This window comes from Bradyrhizobium sp. S3.12.5, from assembly GCF_040548225.1.
Classification (GTDB): domain Bacteria; phylum Pseudomonadota; class Alphaproteobacteria; order Rhizobiales; family Xanthobacteraceae; genus Bradyrhizobium; species Bradyrhizobium cytisi.
In genome coordinates this window covers 375,246-393,447 of record NZ_JBEPRF010000003.1, presented here as the reverse complement: position 1 = coordinate 393,447, position 18,202 = coordinate 375,246, and the positions used below count along the sequence as shown (strand labels likewise).

15 protein-coding genes are annotated in these 18,202 nt (G+C 63.2%); 8 read left to right on the top strand and 7 right to left on the bottom strand.

Going from position 1 to position 18,202, the window contains the following annotated elements; translation table 11 throughout:
- Positions 1-3: 3 nt before the first annotated feature.
- A complete protein-coding gene (locus ABIC09_RS05930; RefSeq protein ID WP_354108680.1) occupies positions 4-672 on the bottom strand; it encodes a TetR/AcrR family transcriptional regulator in 669 nt (222 codons plus the stop codon).
- 232 nt (positions 673-904) lie between these two features.
- Here ABIC09_RS05930 and ABIC09_RS05925 point away from each other — a divergent pair, with 232 nt between their 5' ends.
- Both ABIC09_RS05925 and ABIC09_RS05920 read left to right on the top strand, forming a co-directional pair.
- A complete protein-coding gene (locus tag ABIC09_RS05925; protein WP_354108679.1) occupies positions 905-1,918 on the top strand; it encodes a formamidase in 1,014 nt (337 codons plus the stop codon).
- An 85-nt stretch (positions 1,919-2,003) separates the two neighbouring features.
- A complete protein-coding gene (locus tag ABIC09_RS05920; protein WP_148753453.1) occupies positions 2,004-3,323 on the top strand; it encodes a dicarboxylate/amino acid:cation symporter in 1,320 nt (439 codons plus the stop codon).
- 10 nt (positions 3,324-3,333) lie between these two features.
- Here ABIC09_RS05920 and ABIC09_RS05915 read toward each other — a convergent pair whose 3' ends face one another.
- The 5 genes from ABIC09_RS05915 to ABIC09_RS05890 all read right to left on the bottom strand — a co-directional run bounded on the left by ABIC09_RS05915 (position 3,334) and on the right by ABIC09_RS05890 (position 10,465).
- On the bottom strand, positions 3,334-3,765 hold the full coding sequence (locus tag ABIC09_RS05915; RefSeq protein ID WP_354035464.1) for a hypothetical protein: 432 nt from the start codon (positions 3,763-3,765) through the stop codon (positions 3,334-3,336).
- Entirely contained in the window at positions 3,762-5,321 is a 1,560-nt protein-coding gene (locus tag ABIC09_RS37395) for a tetratricopeptide repeat-containing sulfotransferase family protein (protein WP_502917644.1), read from the bottom strand. The genes ABIC09_RS05915 and ABIC09_RS37395 overlap by 4 nt, the downstream gene beginning before the upstream one ends.
- A gap of 89 nt (positions 5,322-5,410) precedes the next feature.
- Positions 5,411-7,468, bottom strand: coding sequence for an alkaline phosphatase family protein (locus ABIC09_RS05900; protein WP_354108678.1), 2,058 nt, complete (start codon positions 7,466-7,468; stop codon positions 5,411-5,413).
- A gap of 266 nt (positions 7,469-7,734) precedes the next feature.
- On the bottom strand, positions 7,735-9,108 hold the full coding sequence (locus ABIC09_RS05895) for a hypothetical protein (RefSeq protein WP_354108677.1): 1,374 nt from the start codon (positions 9,106-9,108) through the stop codon (positions 7,735-7,737).
- Between the two features lie 97 nt (positions 9,109-9,205).
- On the bottom strand, positions 9,206-10,465 hold the full coding sequence (locus ABIC09_RS05890) for an allantoate amidohydrolase (protein ID WP_354108676.1): 1,260 nt from the start codon (positions 10,463-10,465) through the stop codon (positions 9,206-9,208).
- A gap of 404 nt (positions 10,466-10,869) precedes the next feature.
- Here ABIC09_RS05890 and ABIC09_RS05885 point away from each other — a divergent pair, with 404 nt between their 5' ends.
- The 6 genes from ABIC09_RS05885 (at position 10,870) to ABIC09_RS05860 (ending at position 16,799) form a co-directional block, all read left to right on the top strand.
- Complete coding sequence (locus ABIC09_RS05885) at positions 10,870-11,982, top strand: BMP family ABC transporter substrate-binding protein (RefSeq protein ID WP_354083272.1); 1,113 nt, start codon at positions 10,870-10,872, stop codon at positions 11,980-11,982.
- Entirely contained in the window at positions 11,979-13,091 is a 1,113-nt protein-coding gene (locus ABIC09_RS05880) for an ABC transporter permease (RefSeq protein WP_354108675.1), read from the top strand. Before ABIC09_RS05885 ends, ABIC09_RS05880 begins: the two co-directional genes overlap by 4 nt.
- A 1-nt stretch (position 13,092) precedes the next feature.
- Positions 13,093-14,019, top strand: coding sequence for an ABC transporter permease (locus ABIC09_RS05875; RefSeq protein ID WP_188096507.1), 927 nt, complete (start codon positions 13,093-13,095; stop codon positions 14,017-14,019).
- An 11-nt stretch (positions 14,020-14,030) separates the two neighbouring features.
- Positions 14,031-14,714: a biuret amidohydrolase gene (gene biuH, locus ABIC09_RS05870; protein ID WP_354035456.1), complete on the top strand. Its 684-nt coding sequence runs from the start codon at positions 14,031-14,033 to the stop codon at positions 14,712-14,714.
- Positions 14,711-16,243, top strand: coding sequence for an ABC transporter ATP-binding protein (locus tag ABIC09_RS05865; RefSeq protein ID WP_354108674.1), 1,533 nt, complete (start codon positions 14,711-14,713; stop codon positions 16,241-16,243). The genes biuH and ABIC09_RS05865 overlap by 4 nt, the downstream gene beginning before the upstream one ends.
- Before the next feature lie 70 nt (positions 16,244-16,313).
- The gene (locus tag ABIC09_RS05860) at positions 16,314-16,799 is read left to right on the top strand and encodes a nucleoside deaminase (protein WP_354108673.1); all 486 of its coding nucleotides are present in this window, start codon (positions 16,314-16,316) and stop codon (positions 16,797-16,799) included.
- Positions 16,800-16,993: 194 nt separating this feature from the next.
- Here ABIC09_RS05860 and ABIC09_RS05855 read toward each other — a convergent pair whose 3' ends face one another.
- Complete coding sequence (locus ABIC09_RS05855) at positions 16,994-18,100, bottom strand: hypothetical protein (RefSeq protein ID WP_354108672.1); 1,107 nt, start codon at positions 18,098-18,100, stop codon at positions 16,994-16,996.
- Positions 18,101-18,202: the final 102 nt, after the last annotated feature.

The window sequence follows — 18,202 nt, the reverse complement described above, 5'->3', positions numbered from 1 at the left end:
GCCTCACTCTACGCCGGCGCTCTCGCGCGCGGTGGTTCGCTTGCGCGGCGATTTGCCAGCCTTGCCGTTGCGCGCTGCAGCGGCATCGCGCTGACGGACATCGTTCAAAAGGGTCGTGAGCGCCCACTCGACCGTGTCGGCGATCTCGACGCTGGACATGCCAAAGTCCTCACGCATCGCATTCCAGGCCAGCACGTTGTTGAGATAGGACGCGACCGCCTCCGCCTGGCGGACCTCCTTTGCGGGGAGGTGCCGCGCCAGCGGCGCCATCGCCTTGCGATGCTGCTCGATCAGGTGCCGCCGGAAGCCGGCACGCACCCGGCGGCCGGCCCGCGTCATCGCAATCGCGCGCGCCAGGTTCGGATGACGGTCGAACCGCTTGCAGAGCTTGCGGAAAATCTCCGGCAGCTCGTCGGGCGAGGTGAAGGGAATATAGCTGAAGACGTTGTCCTCGATCCACTCGCCGGCCGCCGCAAACAGCTCAGCGCGGGTCTTGAAGTGCCGATAGATGGTTCGCTCGGCCACTTTTGCGCGCTTGGCGACCGCGGCCATGGAAATGTCGTCGGCCGCCTCGTCCTCCAGCGTCTCGACAAAAGCCGCGACGATGCGCTGCCGCGTCATCTCGGCATATTCGTCGCGAAGGCTGGCGACATGTCGCTTTGCTGTACTCATGTCATAAGTCTGACATCAGGCGGATTGGAGGGTCAAGCCGAGACTTGAGGCACACCCCGCCGCGACAATGGGCGTCGGCATGCTCTGGGGCCGGGCGGCCCATGCGGGCACGGCTATGCCTGCCGCCTGAAAAATGGACTTTTGCGCGCTGCCAAAATCGGATTTGCTCTGCCGAGAACTGCGCGCAACGGCGTCGCGCGGATGGCAAGGAAGCCGACGTAGGGAGCTGATCATGAACGGGCTTGGCGGGTTGAACAAATCGCCTGAGGGCGTGGTCATCGGACTGGTTCAATTGCAGCTGCCGGTCGTCGTGACCAGGGCCGATCTCGCCAAGCAGACCGAGCGCATCGTCTGGATGGTCGGCAAGGCGCGCCGCAATCTCTCCACCATGGATCTGGTGGCATTCCCCGAATATTCGCTGCACGGCCTCTCGATGGACACCAATCCTGAGATCATGTGCCGGCTCGACGGGCCCGAGGTCGCGGCATTCAAGAAGGCCTGCATCGACAACAAGATCTGGGGCTGTTTCTCCATCATGGAGTTCAACCCGCACGGCAATCCCTACAATTCAGGCCTGATCATCGACGATCACGGCGAGATCAAGCTCTATTACCGCAAACTCCATCCCTGGATTCCGGTCGAGCCGTGGGAGCCGGGCGATATCGGCATTCCCGTGATCGAGGGCCCGAACGGGGCGAAGATCGCGCTGATCATCTGCCATGACGGCATGTTCCCGGAGATGGCGCGCGAATGCGCCTATAAGGGCGCTGAGATCATGATCCGGACCGCCGGCTACACTGCGCCGATCCGCGAGGCCTGGCGCTTCACCAACCAGGCCAATTCATTCCAGAACCTGATGGTGACGGCCAACGTCTGCATGTGCGGCTCGGACGGTTCGTTTGATTCCATGGGCGAAGGCATGATCGTCAATTTCGACGGCACCGTGCTGGCGCACGGCACCAATGGCCGGGCGGACGAGATCATCACAGCAGAAGTGCGGCCCGATCTCGTGCGCGAGGCCCGCATCAACTGGGGCGTCGAAAACAACATCTACCAGCTCTGGCACCGCGGCTATGTCGCGGTGAAAGGCGGCGCGATGGACTGCCCCTACAGCTTCATGCAGGACATGGTCGCGGGCACCTACCGGCTGCCATGGGAAGATCAGGTGAAGATCACCGACGGCAGCTCCTGCGGGTTCCCGACCCCGAGCCGGATGTACGGCAAGACGGCGAAAGCGGCCGAATAGCCCGCTTTCTGCAAAAGACGCGACATTCTGGCACGGTTGTTGCTCCTATTAACGATCAAGACGTCGTTGAAACGGGGGATTTGTCATGTCGACCATTGCCGCGGCCCCGGCCGCAGAGCGCAAGCCACTTTACGCCTCGCTGTTCGTCCAGGTTCTGGCGGCGCTGATCCTGGGCATCATCCTCGGCGTGGTCGCCCCGGACTTCGCCATCAGCCTCAAGATCCTCAGCGACGCCTTCCTGAAGCTGATCTCGATGATCGTGGCGCCGATCGTGTTCTGCGTCGTCGTGCACGGCATTGCCGGCGCCGGCGATCTCAAGAAGGTCGGGCGGGTCGGCGTCAAGGCGTTGCTCTATTTCGAGGTGATGACCACCGTGGCGCTCGTTGTCGGGCTCATCCTCGCCTACCTCTTCGGTCCCGGCCATGGCATGAACATCGATCCCTCGACGCTCGATGCCAAGGCGCTCAACACCTATGCCGACAACGCCCACAAGCTGCAAGGCGCCGGCATCGGCTCCTTCCTGCTCAACGTGATTCCCAGCACTTCGTTCGACGCGCTGTCACGCAACGACGTGCTTCAGGTGCTGTTCTTCGCGGTGCTGTTTGGCGTCGGCCTCGCGCTGGTCGGTGGAGAAAAGGGCAAGCTCGTCACGTCGATTATCGACGCGGCGTCAACCGTGCTGTTCCGCGTCATGGGGCTGATCGTCCGCGTCGCCCCGCTCGGCGTGCTGGGCGCGGTCGCCTACACGGTCGGCAAATATGGCGTCGGCTCGCTGAAGCAGCTGGTCTCGCTGGTGATGCTGTTCTACGTCTCGGTCGGCATCTTCGTCCTCGGCGTGCTCGGCAGCGTGATGGCACTCGCCGGCATCAACATCCTCAAGTTCCTCTCCTACCTGCGCGAGGAGCTGACCATCGTGCTCGCGACCGCCTCCTCCGACGCGGTGCTTCCTCAGATCATGAAGAAGCTGGAGCGGATGGGGGTGAAGGATTCCGTCGTCGGCCTCGTCATTCCGACCGGCTATTCCTTCAACCTCGACGCCTTCTCGATCTACCTGACGCTTGCCGTCGTCTTCATCGCGCAGGCCACCAACACGCCACTGTCGTTCGGCGATCTTCTGCTGGTGTTGGGCGTCTCCCTGATCACGTCAAAGGGCGCGCATGGCGTACCGGGCTCGGCGATCGTGATCCTGGCCGCGACGCTGAACGCAGTGCCGAGCATTCCGGCGATCGGCCTCGTGCTGGTGCTGTCGGTCGACTGGTTCATCGGCATGGCCCGCGCAGTCGGCAACCTCATCGGCAATTGCGTTGCGACGGTCGTCGTGGCCGCCTGGGAAGGCGACCTCGACCGCGCCAAGGCAACCAAGGTTCTCGGGGGCGGCGAGCTCGTCGACGTGACCGAGGGCTAGGCCGCGGCGCTTAGCGCAAGTGCCCACGCTCAAAATGGCTGCGCTCCGCTGCTGTCAGCGGGGGCCTGGCTGCATTCGCCGGCGTTACCGCAGCGAACACGGCGGTGCTGGATCGCTGCGCCGCCAGCACCAGCACGTCGACGCCGTCGGCGGTAACCTGCATCGCATAATCATGACCGCTGAGGAGCCGAGCCACCACCCGCCGCAGTGGTCCATCGAAGACCCCCGTGGTCTGCGTATCGAGCGCATCGATGGTGCGATAACGCAGATTGAAGTGCTCTTGCAGCGCAGCCAGCACATCCTGGAGCGAAGCGTCGTGGACTTCGAGGTGCACGGCCTCCGGCCTACCTCCGACCTTCACTTCGGCCGACGCAGCTTGACCGAAGGCCAGGAGAACGGCAGACGCGGTCAAAAGGAGCAGCGACGGTCGCAGCGTTGTCATGCCAGCTCCGCCTCCGGAATCTCGCGCGCCAGGCGCTCGCGCAGCGGTTTCAGCCGATCGGCATGGTGACGCCATTTGCCGACCGAGGAGGCGTAGACCGGTCGGCGCACCTGTACGGCACTGGCTGTTGCCGATGGCGCCGGGCTTTCATGAAAGCGCATCACCCCATCTTCCCAGGGCAGCCCGAGAAAGCGGATGATGTGCTGGCTGGCCGCCGTCTGATGCCGCACAATATCCTCGTAGTTGATCTCCATGAGCACATCCGGCGGCAGCACAGCGCGCCAGTGCCGCGACAGACGGCGATACGCCAGATAATACTCCGCAAGCTCGGTCTGCTGATATGAGAACGAGAACTTGCCGCGGAAGTGCGCCTTGTAGATCGCCCAGCACGAATCAATCGGATGCCGTTGCACGAGGATGATCTTCGCGGACGGAAGCGCCGCGTGAATGAGGCCACAATAAAGGTAGTTCTCCAGCGTTTTGTCGATGAAACGCACATTGACCGGCACGCGAAGCGCCGCGGCTGAATCCAGATAGCGCCTGCCGATGCCTTCGGGGTCGCGGCCGCCCGGACGCTTCGTAATCGCGCGGCGCATCTCAGCCGCGAACGCGCCGGTCTCGCCTGCGGAATCCATCGCCGAGTGGCTCGCGATGATTCGCTCCACCAGCGTCGTACCGGTGCGCGGCAGGCCGGTGACGAAGACTGGCGCGGCGTCGGCATAGCCGCTCGGCGCTGCATCGATCCAGCATCGCGTGTGCGCCTGGATGATGGCATCGATCTCGGCAATTTCGGCGGCCGGATCACGGGGAAGCGATCGACGCTGCAAATCGCAGCCCGCCTTGACATGATCGAAGGCGCGCCCCCAGAGCTCGACGTCCTCGTATTCCTTGCCGAGCGCAAAACGGAGCATGATTTCGCTCGAGGCGGACAAACCTCCCTCACCGATCAGCGCTTCCATCTCGTCGATATGATTGTGATTGGAGCTCTGAATACGCAGGTCCGATCGCAAATAGTGCGCAAGGCCGTAATGGCGGTCGCAGGCAACGGCCGCATCGCAATGCGCTTCGGCATCGCCGAGGGCGCCGATCATCCGCTCGGCAGCGGCAAGATTGAAAAGATATTGCGGCACATCCGGTCGCCCGAGGACGGCGCGACGAAAGAGCTCTCTCGCCCGCTGCTGTAGCCCGAGCAGACCAAACATCGCGCCAACCGCATCGAGCGCATCCGGCGTATCGTCGAGATGCCGTGCCGCGACGTCCGTCGCCGCACAGGCCTGACGTGTCTCGCCGGTCATGAACAGGCATTTCGCGCGCAATACCAGCGCAATCGGATTCGTCGGCGCGAGTGCGACGGCGCGATCGGCGCTGACGGCTGCTGCATCGTGCCGGCCTCGCAGCAGCGCAGTTTCTGTCAGCAATGCCCAGGCACGCCACTCGGAAGGATTCCGTCCGAGAATGCCCGCGCAGATCTGCTCGGCGACATCCAGTTTGCCTCCGGCAAACGCATCGCGCGCCGCATCGATCGAAGCGGCGCTTCCTGAGGGCGCAACATTCACGCAAAGTGCTCCATGCAACGACGAGTGATGAAATCGACCCGGTGGCAAGTCAGCCTCCGGGTCGACAAGTCTAAGATTATGAGTTGTGATCACTCATCGTCACGATCATCGTCGCGACGATCGGCGAAATTGAAATTGCCGAAGAGATCGCCGATCGCAGGCCGGTTGACGGGAACGTAGGGATTGTCATCCGAGGCTACAGGGTTTGGCAACGTGTCGCGCGTCTTGGGCCCGAGCGGCTTGAGATGCCAGTTGCGCTCAACGAACTTGGTGATGGAGACGTGATCGCCATATTCATGCGACACGTGTCCGCCGCGCGAATATTTCGACACGACCAGCAACGGAATCCGTGTGCCGTCGCCGAAGAAGTCGACCGGCTGGATATAGCCGGAATCGTAGTAGCCGCCGCCTTCGTCCATGGTGATGACGATGGCGGTCGACTTCCAAAGTTCCTTGTTGGACTTCACCTTGTCGACGATGTTCTTGGTGAACGCCTCGAAAATATCCACACGCGACGACGACGGATGACCGTCGTTGAAAGTGCTCGGCTTGACGAACGACACGGCCGGAAGATTACCGTCCGCGATGGCGTCGTAGAAATCGAGTGTGTCCTTCATATGCGCATTGCGCTGTGCCGCATTGGTCATGACCGAGGCGGAGAACAGGAACGGATTGCAGATGTTGCAATAGAGATAGGCGACCGGGTCCAGCGCGCCGAAATTGGTGCCTTCTCCGGGGGCGATCTTGAAGTCATTCCAACGCTCGCCGAAATAGGCCCAGGAGACATCGGCCTGGGTCAGCGCATCGCCGATATGCCGCTGCTTGATGACAGGCGGCAAGGTGAACGGACCGTTGTTGATCGGGTCGGTGGCGCCGCTGCCGATATAGGCCGGAACGTAGTTGTTCAGGAGATAATAGGCGTTAGGCGCACAACGCGGCGACACATGGATGGCGTTGAGGTAGGTGACGACGGCGCCAACGCCGGGCTGGCTCGGATCGGCGCAGTTCGAATAGCTGCCACCGCCATAGCCGTCGTTGAGATACCAGTTGTTCGTGCCAGGCGCCGGGTTGGGATTCTCGACCTCGTTGACATATTGCGGCGGATTGGAACCGGGGACCAGGACGTGGTCGGGCTTAGCGGGATCGCCCTTGTCGTCGGCATAATAGAGAGCATCGGCGTAGCCGATCATCATGTGATTGGCGAACGTGCCACCCATTACGCTCTGATGGAAATTGTCGTTGAGCGTGTACTTGCGCGCAAGCTCGGTCAGATAAGGCGCGTCGCCCCTGGCGACGTTGTAGAAGCCGAGCGCGATCGCACCTTCCTTCAGCGCGTGCGGGGTCGGATTGCCGTTGCTCCCCGAGGAGACGCTCGATTCCACAAAGGTGAAGAGATCGGCCTGGCAGCCGCTCGGATTATGGTGCGTGGCCTTGGCGACGTCGCAGTCTAGCTCTTGCCACATCTGGTAGAACCGGTGCACCGGGCTGCCGCCGTAGGTCTTGTAAAGGCTGGTGGGAGTTTCGCCGGCCTGCGCCAGTGTCACCAGCGGATAGGCACCATTCGGCAGATTGTCGAAATCCAGGACGCGCGCGTCCGGCGAATTGCCGGGCAGACCGGTCGCGCCAGTCGTCAGCAGCGGCAGGTCCTGCTTACTGAGGCCATAGTCGGCCTGCGCCGCGACTTGCAGAGTGGCGAGACATCCCGGACCATTGAGCGCGGCCTGATCGACTGATGTGTAGCAGGATTGCGGCGCGTAGGAGGTTCCCGGCGCCTGCACTTTGTTGGTCGTGTTGTTGTAAGGGGCCTTCTGGCCGGGGTTGATGGAGTAGGTGTTGTTGACCACGGCGGAGAATTGCGCCGACTTGGCGTAGTTCGGTCCGGGCAAGCCATCCTTGGTGATGATGCCCTTGGAAAGGAGGTTGTCGACACGCTCGCCCGGGCGGTGCGGTTCATAGGTCGCGAAGACGTGGTCGAAGGTACGGTTTTCGCCGAGGATGACGATCACATGCTTGATCGGCGACTCGGTCCGATCGCCGTTCCTGTTGCTCCCCCCGAGCGAATTGGCGTCGGCCGCATAAACGTCATATCCCATCAGCGACAGGATCGCGGCGGTGACCACGGTGCGATCGCGTAGACGTCGTGTCATTCTCGAAAGCATTGCACACCCCTTTGTTCTTTTCTGAAGGCTGAAAGATTGTTTCAGTGCACTTCAAGCTAGGGGGCGCACTTGTCAGAAGTGCTGCGCGAGGATGTCACTTGGATTACGCGATTATGACAACGTGCAGAGACACGTTGTCGCAACTGGCCGTCGCTTATGAATTGCTGCCAATGGCTTGCCAGCGATCTCACCCGAGGTTCGATCGCATGAAGGGCCCGGAGCGAGCGGGAAACCGCAAACTCGTTGAGGTGCCTTCAGTCATTCCAATGGAGCAAGGGCGTCCCGAAGGCCCTGCTCCAGACCGACAGGAAGCGCGGAAACCAGGAATGGGCCACCGCGCCTTTGTAGGCCCAGGTGCGATATTTCAGGCCCTGCTCGGAGATCAGCTCTTGATAACCGCCGTGGACTTCGGTCGCGGTGCGAATGTCCTTCAATATCCCTTGCGCGCAGGCGCGGTAGGTCTCGGTCCCCGCGAATTCGTCAAAGTCCAGCATACGGTCCGCGAACTCGACGTTGAACGTCGGCCAGGACGAACGCCCCTGATAGGCCGGCGCCGCGATCTTGTGGATCATCTTGTTCCGCGGATTATCCGCCGACACCAGGAAGTGGAATGTGCTGGGAATGCGGAAACGCGGCTCGGCAATGATCAAATCCGTCGTGGCCGCAAACAACGCGCGTTCGCTGGCATCGCTCATGTCCCAGAAGCCGCGATGCACGCTGACGAAATCCAGCGCGACCAGGGACACCGGCGTGCCAGCCGGTCCATCCAGCGAATGCCTGATATAGCCGTCCTTGCCGAACAGCCGGAGCAGGTCCCGCTTATACTGCCCGAGGTCGCGCCCAAGCAGCCGCTTCAGCTCGCTCTCGTCGACCACACCGAGCTGCACGCCCCACATGAAGGTCGTGTAGACGCAGGCATTGGTGACAAAACGCCGGCGCTCGGCGCGGGTGTCCGTTGCCGCAGAGCGAGGCCCGCTGGCATCGCACAGCAAATATCCGGCGCCGTCAGCCTCGAACGGCTCGAGCTCGCTTGCGAGCTTCAGGATCGCGCGCTTCAGATCGCCGCCGTGTTCGGCCAGCAACAGTCCACCGGCATGCGCGCATTGCGACATCGCCAGATAGGACGACGCCCGCTCCTCGGCGGAGAGCATCTGCCGGAGGCCAGCGAGAATGCCGAGCAGCGTGTCCGAAGGACGCGAGAAATAGTTCACGCCGAGATACCGGCCGCGTCCCGCCGGAACGATGGTAGTGGTGACGACGTCGGCGCGAACCGCCTCCAGCAGCAGGCGCACGCTCTTTTCGAGCAGGCGCGCCCGGCGCACGGCGTCCTGCGCATCCATGATGGTCTCGGGGTCGAGAACGTCGGGATAAAACCAGGCAAAGTCGCGCGGGTAATAGGCTGAGGCGTGCGGTGCGCCCGTGACGAGGAACGCCTCGGTCACCGAGAAGGCGCTGTCCATCGAGTGCCGGTAAAGGTCCTCGATGACTGACAAGGAATGATGCGACTGTCTCAGGAAGCGATCACCGAGAAAATTGACCGCCTGGAGCGCATTCGCGACAAAGGTCGCGGCCATGCCCTGGTAAAACCGGTTCTCTCGATGGGATGAAAGGGAAATATCGCTGTTCATCTGTGCAGGTCGGCCGATGACTGGTGATCCCGGAGCTGGGCAGTCGCTATTCTAGCCCTGCCTGATTCGTATCTCTACCCGGTGACTTGCGGGGGGCTTAGCCCACTCGCGGCCTGAAATTCTCGACCACCCGCAGCAGCACCCGTGCGCCGGCGTCGGCGTCGGCGAGCTCGACATGCTCGTCCGGATGATGGCTGATGCCGCCGCGGCAGCGGACGAAGATCATGCCGACATCAGCGATATCGATCATCGCCATGCCGTCGTGCCCTGCTCCACTCGGCAGCTCGAATGCGGAAAAACCTTCGGCGGCGATCGCCTGTGCGATCTGATCCTTCAGCCATGGCGCGCAAGGTGCGGTGCGGTTCTCATGGGTGACGTCGAGCTGAAGCGCCAGCTGCCGGCGCCTTGCGATCGCTTCGATCTGGCGGACGACGTCGGCGACCGCGCGGTTGCGATGCATGTCAGTCGGCGCGCGCATGTCGATGGTGAAGGATACTTCGCCCGGAATGACATTGGTCGCGCCTGGTCTCGCCTGGATATAGCCGACGGTGCCAACCAGGCCCCCCTCGTCGGTCCGGCAAAACTGCTCGATCGCGCCAATGCATTCGGCAGCACCACTGAGCGCGTCACGGCGCAGCGCCATTGGCACGGTGCCGGCATGCCCAGCCATGCCGGTGAGCCGGGCCGCCAGCCGCGTCGCACCCGCGATCGCGGTCACGACACCGACAGGGAGATTGCGGGCTTCGAGCACCGGCCCCTGCTCGATGTGCAATTCAAGATAGGCCAGCAGCTCGCGCCGCGCGCGCGCGGCCGCGCCGATATGGTCAGGGTCGAGGCCGAACTTGATAAGCGCATCGCGCATCGACACGCCGTCGCGGTCGCGCGTGTTCAAGACGCTCTCGTCGAAAGTGCCGGCGACCGCACGGCTGCCGAGCAGGGTCGAGGCGAAGCGCACGCCTTCCTCGTCGGCAAAGCCGACCACCTCGATTGCAAACGGAAGGCGCTTGCCGCGCCGGTTGAGCGCGGCGACGCAGGCGATCGCCGTGATCACGCCCAGCGGCCCATCCCATTTGCCGGCGTCACGTACCGTGTCGTAATGCGAGCCGAGCATCAGGCAGGGCGCCCCCGGCCGCTCGCCGTCGTAGCGGCCGCAGACATTGCCGATCGCATCGAGATGCGCGCTCATGCCGGCCTCACGCATCCAGCCAAGGATGAGGTCCGAGGCCGTGCGCAGTTCCTTCGTGAGATAGATGCGGGTGAGCTTGCCGTCTTCTTCCGAGATCGCCGCGAGCTCGTTGATCCGGCGCACGATCTCCTCGCCGAGCGATGCATGTTCAACGGCAGTCACGGCAGCCATCTCGGTCAAGCTTTCCATTCTGGAGACCGCGCCGCGGTCGCAACCCCAATCGATACAAGTTCGGTGCCAGCGAATTCAGGCCGCCGGCGCCGCTTCAAGTCAGCGCGTGGTTAGCATGAATGCGGGTGGTCGGCCGACCGCCCCGGTGCCCTCATGTACATGCGAGTGCGAGTTAAGACTGCTTAACTACCTTGCATACAATCGGACAATACTGCTCATAATTTAATCTGCCGGTTTCCTGATCAGGATTTCAGCAGCAGATATATCTTATAGTTTTCAATTGCCTATACCGAAATGCCCGCTCCAGAGTCTCTGGCACGAAGCTTGCGACATTCGGTTCCGGGCTACGCCAGACCGGCGCAGCCGCGAGATTGAGGCGGTCCAGCCGCCAAGGGGAGCAAGCAATGGATTTTGGCAGGATTTCACGACGTCACTTGTTGCAGGGCGGTGCCGCCCTGACCCTCGGTGCGGCGGCCGGCGCTCGCCCGGCCTTCGCGGCCGACACGACCATCGGCTTCATCTATGTCGGCTCGCGCGACGACTACGGCTACAACCAGGCCCACGCGCAGGGCGCGGCGGCGCTGAAGAAGCTTCCCGGACTGAAGGTTGTCGAGGAAGAGAAGGTGCCGGAGACCGACGCGGTCGAGAAGACGATCGAGTCCATGATCAATCTCGATGGCGCCACCCTGCTCTTCCCGACATCGTTCGGTTACTACAATCCGCACATGATCAAGATGGCCAACAAGTTCCCGAAGCTGCGCTTCGAGCATTGCGGCGGCCTCTGGACCGACAAGGACCCGAAGAACGCCGGCAGCTATTTCGGCTATATCGACGAAGCCCAGTACATCTCCGGCATCGTCGCCGGCTACACCTCCAAGAGCGGCAAGCTCGGCTTCGTCGCTGCGAAACCGATCCCGCAGGTGCTGCGCAACATCAACGCCTTCGCTCTCGGTGCAAAACTCGCCAATCCGAAGGCCACGACGCAGGTGATCTTCACCGGTGACTGGTCGATGCCGGTCAAGGAAGCCGAGGCCACCAACAGCCTGATCGACCAGGGCGTCGATGTTCTCACCTGCCACGTCGACGGCCCCAAGACCATGGTCGAGAACGCCGCCCGCCGCGGCGCCTTCGTCTGCGGCTATCACACCAACCAGTCGCCGCTTGCGCCGAAGGCGTATCTGACCGGCGCGGAATGGAATTGGGAAGCGCTCTATCCGAAGTTTGTGAAGATGATCGCCGCCGGCGAAAGCATTGCGAACTTCTACCGCGGCGGCCTCAAGGAGGAGATCGTCAAGACCTCGCCCTATGGCGAAGCAGTCTCTGCCGAGGCGCGCAAGCACGCCGACGAGGTCAAGGCAAAATTCCTCTCGGCCGAAGGCTACGCCATCTTCAAGGGTGGGCTGGTCGACAACAAGGGCAAGACGGTGATCGCGGCCGGCACCGATCGCGGCCAGAAGGATCCCGAGCTCGAGAAGATGGACTACCTCGTCGAGGGCGTGATCGGAGCGACTTCGTGACAGCAGAAGCGGCAGATTCTGCCGAGGCGGTCGGGACAATTGCCCCGGCCGCCAACCCGGGGTTTCTCCAACGCCACGGCCGCACGATCGAATATATCCTGATCCCGGGCGCGGCGCTTGCCGGCGCGCTCGTGGTCTTCGGCATCTTCGTCATGCTGTTCGGCAAGAACCCGCTCGACCTCTATTTCTACATGTACTACGGCGCCTTCGGCACCTGGTTCTCCTGGCAGAACACGCTGACGCGTGCTGCGCCCCTGATCCTCACCGCGCTCTGCACGGCGCTGCCGGCGCAACTCGGCATGGTCATCATCGGCGGCGAAGGCGCATTGCTGATCGGCGCGCTGTCGGCGACGAGCGCGGCGCTCGCACTCCAGGGCATGCCGCCACTCGTCATCCAGATCGCCATGGTCTGCGCCGGCGTCATCGGCGGCGGCTTGTGGATCATGTTGGCGGGCGCGCTACGCCAATATCGCGGCGTCAACGAAACGATCTCGAGCCTGCTGCTGGTCTACATCGCGCTCGCGATCCTCAACCATCTCGTCGAAGGCGCGATGCGCGACCCCGCGAGCCTCAACAAGCCGTCAACCCGCGAGATCGGCGCCGCCAACATGATCGGCTCGATCCCCGGCACCGACGTGCATTGGGGCCTGGTCTTCGGCCTGATCGCCGCGATCGCGGCTTACATCCTGATCTACCACACCGTGTTCGGCTTCGCCGCGCGCGTGGCAGGCGGCAATATCCGCGCCGCCAAGATCGTCGGCCTCGGCGTCAGCAAGCTCATCCTGACCATCTGCTTCCTCGCCGGCGGTGCCGCTGGACTTGCCGGCATGGTCGAGGTTGCGGCCGTGCAGGGCCGTACCAACGCCAATCTCGCCGCCGGCTATGGCTTCACCGGGATTCTGGTTGCCTTCCTGGCGCGGCAAAATCCGCTTGCGATCATTCCTGTCGCGATCCTGCTCGGCGGCATCAGCGCCAGCGGCGGCCTGCTGCAACGCCGCCTCGGACTGCCCGACGCGTCCGTCCAGGTACTCCAGGGCATTATCTTCGTCTTCGTGCTCGCCGGCGATGCGCTCTACGGCCGCATCGGTTTCCTGAAGGGAAAATCCTGAGATGGCAGACGGATCGATCGGACTCTGGACCGTCCCGCTCGCCGTGCTTGGCGGCGCCATCCGCGTCTCCACGCCCTTCCTGTTCGTGAGCCTGGGCGAATGCATCACCGAGCGTTCGGGGCGCATCAATCTCGGCCTTGAAGGCACGCTGGTGATGGGCGCAATGAGCGCCTATGGCATTTCCTACCTCACCGGCTCGCCCTGGTTGGGCGTACTCGCCGCCGGCATCACCGGCGCGCTTCTTGGCGCGCTGCATGCCGGCATCTGCTCACTGCCGCGCGTCAATGACGTCGCCGTCGGCATCGCGCTAATGCTGTTCGGCACCGGGCTCGCTTTCTATCTCGGCAAGCCGCTGATCGAGCCTACCGCGCCGCGGCTACCCGCAATCGATTTCGGCTGGTGGAGCGACATCCCGCAGCTCCGCGCCGCGCTGCGCGTCAATGTCCTGTTCCTGATCGGCGTCGCGCTGGCACCGATCCTCTATTGGGCCTTCCGCACCACGCGCTGGGGCTTGCTCATCCGCACCGCGGGCGAGAGCTCAGACGCCGCGCGTGCAATGGGCCACTCCGTGCTCCTGATCCGCCTGCGCGCGACCATGGTCGGCGGCTTCCTCGCCGGCATCGGCGGCTCCTTCCTATCGCTGTTCTATCCCGGGAGCTGGAACGAGGGCCTCTCCTCGGGCCAAGGCATCACCGCGGTGGCGCTCGTGATCTTCGCGCGCTGGGATCCTCTGCTCTGCCTGTGGGCCTCGCTCGCCTTCGGCGGCGCCGCGGCGCTCGGACCGGCACTGCAATCGGTCGGCGTTACCTCCGGCTATCACCTCTTCAACGCCGCGCCCTACATCCTGACGCTGGCGATCATGATCATCACCTGCTCGCCGAAACGCACGCTGACCGGAGCCCCGGCCGAATTGTCGATCACCCGCTAGAGAGCAAAACCATGCCCGAGCGTTATATTAAGTCGGAGCCCTACGCCTGGCCTTACAATGGTGATCTCCGTCCCGAGAACACGGCGCTCATTATCATCGACATGCAGACCGATTTCTGTGGCATCGGCGGCTATGTCGACAAAATGGGCTATGATCTGTCGCTGACGCGAGCGCCGATCGAGCCGATAAAGAAGCTGCTCGCCGCCATGCGGAGCCAAGGCTTTCACATCATCCATACCCGCGAAGGCCATCGCCCAGATCTCTCCGATCTTCCCGCCAACAAGCGCTGGCGCTCGCGCCAGATCGGCGCCGGCATCGGTGATCCCGGTCCCTGTGGCCGCATCCTGGTGCGCGGTGAGCCCGGCTGGGACATCATCGAAGAGCTCGCGCCGTTGCCGGGCGAGCCGATCATCGACAAGCCCGGCAAAGGCTCGTTCTGCGCCACCGACCTGGAGCTGATCCTGCGCGTGCGCGGCATCGAGAACATCGTCCTCACAGGCATCACCACCGATGTCTGCGTCCACACCACCATGCGCGAGGCCAACGACCGCGGCTTCGAATGCGTGCTGCTGCATGATTGCTGCGGCGCGACCGACAAGAGCAACCACGACCATGCGCTGAAGATGATCAAGATGCAGGGCGGCGTGTTCGGCGCCGTCTCAACATCGGATGCTTTCATCGGAGCGATTTCGTGATCATCGGCGAAGCGCCTCCGCCCTCCGGCGCCTTCGGCGTCGACGCCATCGCCATGACCATGCGCTTTGGCGAATTCGTTGCGCTGGACAATGTCGAGCTGAAGGTGCGGCCCGGCTCGTTCCATGCGTTGCTCGGCGAGAACGGCGCCGGCAAGTCGACCCTCGTCAAATGCATCATGGGCTATTACCACGCGACCGAAGGCGACATCCTCGTCGGCGGCCGCGAGCAGGCGATCGCCAATCCGAAGGACGCGCATGCGCTCGGCCTCGGCATGGTCTACCAGCATTTTACACTGGTGCCGGCCATGACGGTTGCCGAAAACCTCGTGCTGGCGCGCGACAATGTGCCGGCCGTGGTCGATTGGTCGAAGGAGATGAAGGAGCTCGAGGCGTTCCTGGCGCGGATGCCCTTCAAGGTGCCGCTCTCGGCAAAAGTTTCCGATATCTCGGCCGGCGAGCGGCAGAAATGCGAGATCCTGAAGCAGCTTTACCTAAAGCGCCGCTTCCTGATCCTGGATGAGCCGACCTCGGTGCTGACGCCGGCCGAAGCCGACGAGGTGCTCGGCATGCTCCGCGACATGGTCGTCAAGGGCGAGCTCACCATCCTGATGATCACACACAAGTTCCGCGAGGTCATGGCCTTCGCCGATGAGGTCACAATCCTGCGCCGCGGCAAGCTCGCCGGTGCCGGCAAGGTCGCCGAGCTGACGCCGGACGCGATGGCGCGCACCATGATCGGCGCAGAGGAGTTGACCGTGCAGCCGCCGCGGACCGGCGAAGCCGGACAGGCGCGGTTGGAGCTGGCAAAAGTCCGCGCGCTCGACGATGCCGGCGCCATCGCCGTGCATGACGTTTCCCTCACCGTGCGTGCCGGCGAGATCGTCGGGATCGCCGGCGTCTCCGGCAACGGCCAGCGCCAGCTGGTCGAAGTCCTGGCCGGCCAGCGCGAAGCGGAGGGCGGTGAAATCCGCGTCGCTGGCGATCCCTATCACGCCAGCCGCGAAGAGATGCGGCGCCACAGGATGTCGCTTCTGCCCGAAGAGCCGCTGAAGAACGCGTGCGTCGGCGGCATGAGCGTTGCGGACAACATCGCCTTCCGCGAGTTCGACCGCGCACCCTTCGCCAGCGGCGGCTGGTGGCTCAACCGCGGCGCCTTCCGCGACGACGCGAAGAAGAAGATTGGGCAGTACAAGATCAAGACCCGCACCCCGGATACGCCGATCTCGGCGCTGTCGGGCGGCAATGTCCAGCGTGCCGTGCTCGCCCGCGAACTTGCGGGCGATGTCGAGGTGCTGATCGCGGCCAATCCCTGCTTCGGCCTCGATTTCGCTGCCGTGGCGCAAATCCACGCCGAGATCATGGCGGCGCGCAACCGCGGCGCCGCAGTGCTGCTGGTCAGCGAGGATCTCGACGAATTGCTAGAACTTTCCGACAGGCTGGTGGTGATGTTCCACGGCGAATTCGTGTATGAAGCACGGACCAGCGAAGCCGATCTCACCGAGGTCGGCCGGCACATGGCGGGGCACTGACTAATCGTTTGAGCATGATTTTTTCGGAGAACCGCTGCACACTTTTCCGGATCATGCTGTGGGAGCATCGATGGAAGGCGCAAGCGAACGCGACGAGCACTTCTTGCGCCTGTCTTTCGCGGTCGCCCGCCGTTCCCTTACCCATGGCAACCATCCCTTCGGCTGCATCGTCGTCGATGCCGACGGGAGGGTGCTGATCGAGACCGAGAACGGCTATATGCCGGACCACGACGGCACCGCGCATGCCGAGCGCCTTGCGGCCACTCAGGCCTGCCGCACGCTGAGCCGCGGGGTGCTGGCGACGGCGACGCTCTATTCCTCCGCCGAACCCTGCGCGATGTGCGCCGGCGCGATCTACTGGGCCGGCATCGGCCGCGTGGTCTATGGCCTCAGCGAGCACCGCCTGCGCGGCGTCACCGGCAATCACCCGGAGAACCCGACGCTCGACCTGCCCTGCCGTGAGGTCTTTGCCAGCGGCCAGCGGCCGACGACGGTGGTCGGACCGCTGCTCGAAGACGAGGCCGAAGCGCTGCACAACGGCGTGTGGACGAAGTAGGCGCCCCAGCAATCGGTACCGTAGGGTGGGCAAAGGCGCGCTCGCGCCGTGCCCACCATCGGAATGCAATTTAGGCAGAGGTGGTGGGCACGCTTTCGCTTTGCCCACCCTACGGCAGCGTCTCTCCTCAACCACGAATGACGCCGCACATTTCTGCGCGGCGCCATCTTTGTAGCTCGGAGACCTTCAGCCGATCAGAACTTCACAGTGATACCACCGTAGACCGTGGACTCGGTGCAGCTCTTGGTGCTCTGGCCGGTCGCGGCGACCGTGCAGACGCCAGCCATGGCATTGTGGTCGAGGCCGAACTTGTTCTGCCAGTAGCGGTAGGCGACCCAGAGGTCGACGAAGTGCGAGTACTTGTCACCCAAAGCCGCCTTCGACGCATCGAAGGTCAGGCGGATCGGTTCGCTGTTCAACTCGGTCTTGGACTTGGTGCTGAAAATGCCAGTGCCCGAAAGCGCAGGAAGGCCGTTCGAGTCGCCCTTCGGTCCGTACCAGCCGGCGCGGCCGCTGATCGACCAGAACTGCATGTTCGGCGGCAGGAAGCCGAGGTCCATGTAGTAGTTGACTTCGACGGCCCAAGTCGGGTTGTAGCTGACATTGCCGTCGGAATTACAGGTCACGCCCGCGACGCCGGCACCGAACAGGCCGCACTGGGTGAAGGCGTTGTGGTTCAGGAACTCCCAATACATCAACGGAGCGACGTTGATATAGCCCTTGTAGGGAAGGTCGAAGGCGAACTGGAGACCAGCGACCACGTCACGCTTGGCAGGCGCAAGGAAGTTGTTCTCGGTATTGGCGTCCATACCGACTTCAAACGAGATGTTGTGCAGCGGCCCCATCGTGAAGGTCTTGGTGTTGAACAGCTCGTTCCAGCCGAAGGTCGAGCGGAACAGGCCATAGATCTCGGTTGCGCCTGCGCAGTTGCCGACACCGCCGGTGATGGTCACACCCGGCGCGACGCAGGGCGAGGCGGGGTCGTTATGACCCGACTTGAACATCGAGATCGTGAAGAAGTTGGTGCCGTAGGCCCAGAGGTCGAAGTGCGTGAACGAATAGACCTGCTTGGCGGTGGTGCCGTTGATGCTGCCGTCCGGGCGGGTGCTCCACATGCCGGGGTCGGTGCCTTTGGGCATCCAGGAGAACGACACGCGGTCGTCGATCACCAGGAAGAACGGGAGATCAGGAGCCTTCTTGGCGGCCTTGACCGGCAGATCCGCAGCCTGCGCCAGACCACCGGTGGCGAGCGAAGCAAGTGACAGCACTGCAGCTGCAATTGCCTTGAAACGAAACGACATTCTGAATACCCCCAAGCTTGGACACGCAAAAATTAATGTCCCTTGAGAGCGACACTTGCGCCGAAGTCCCGAAGTGAGAAGCCTCAACTTCTTTCAAGGCAT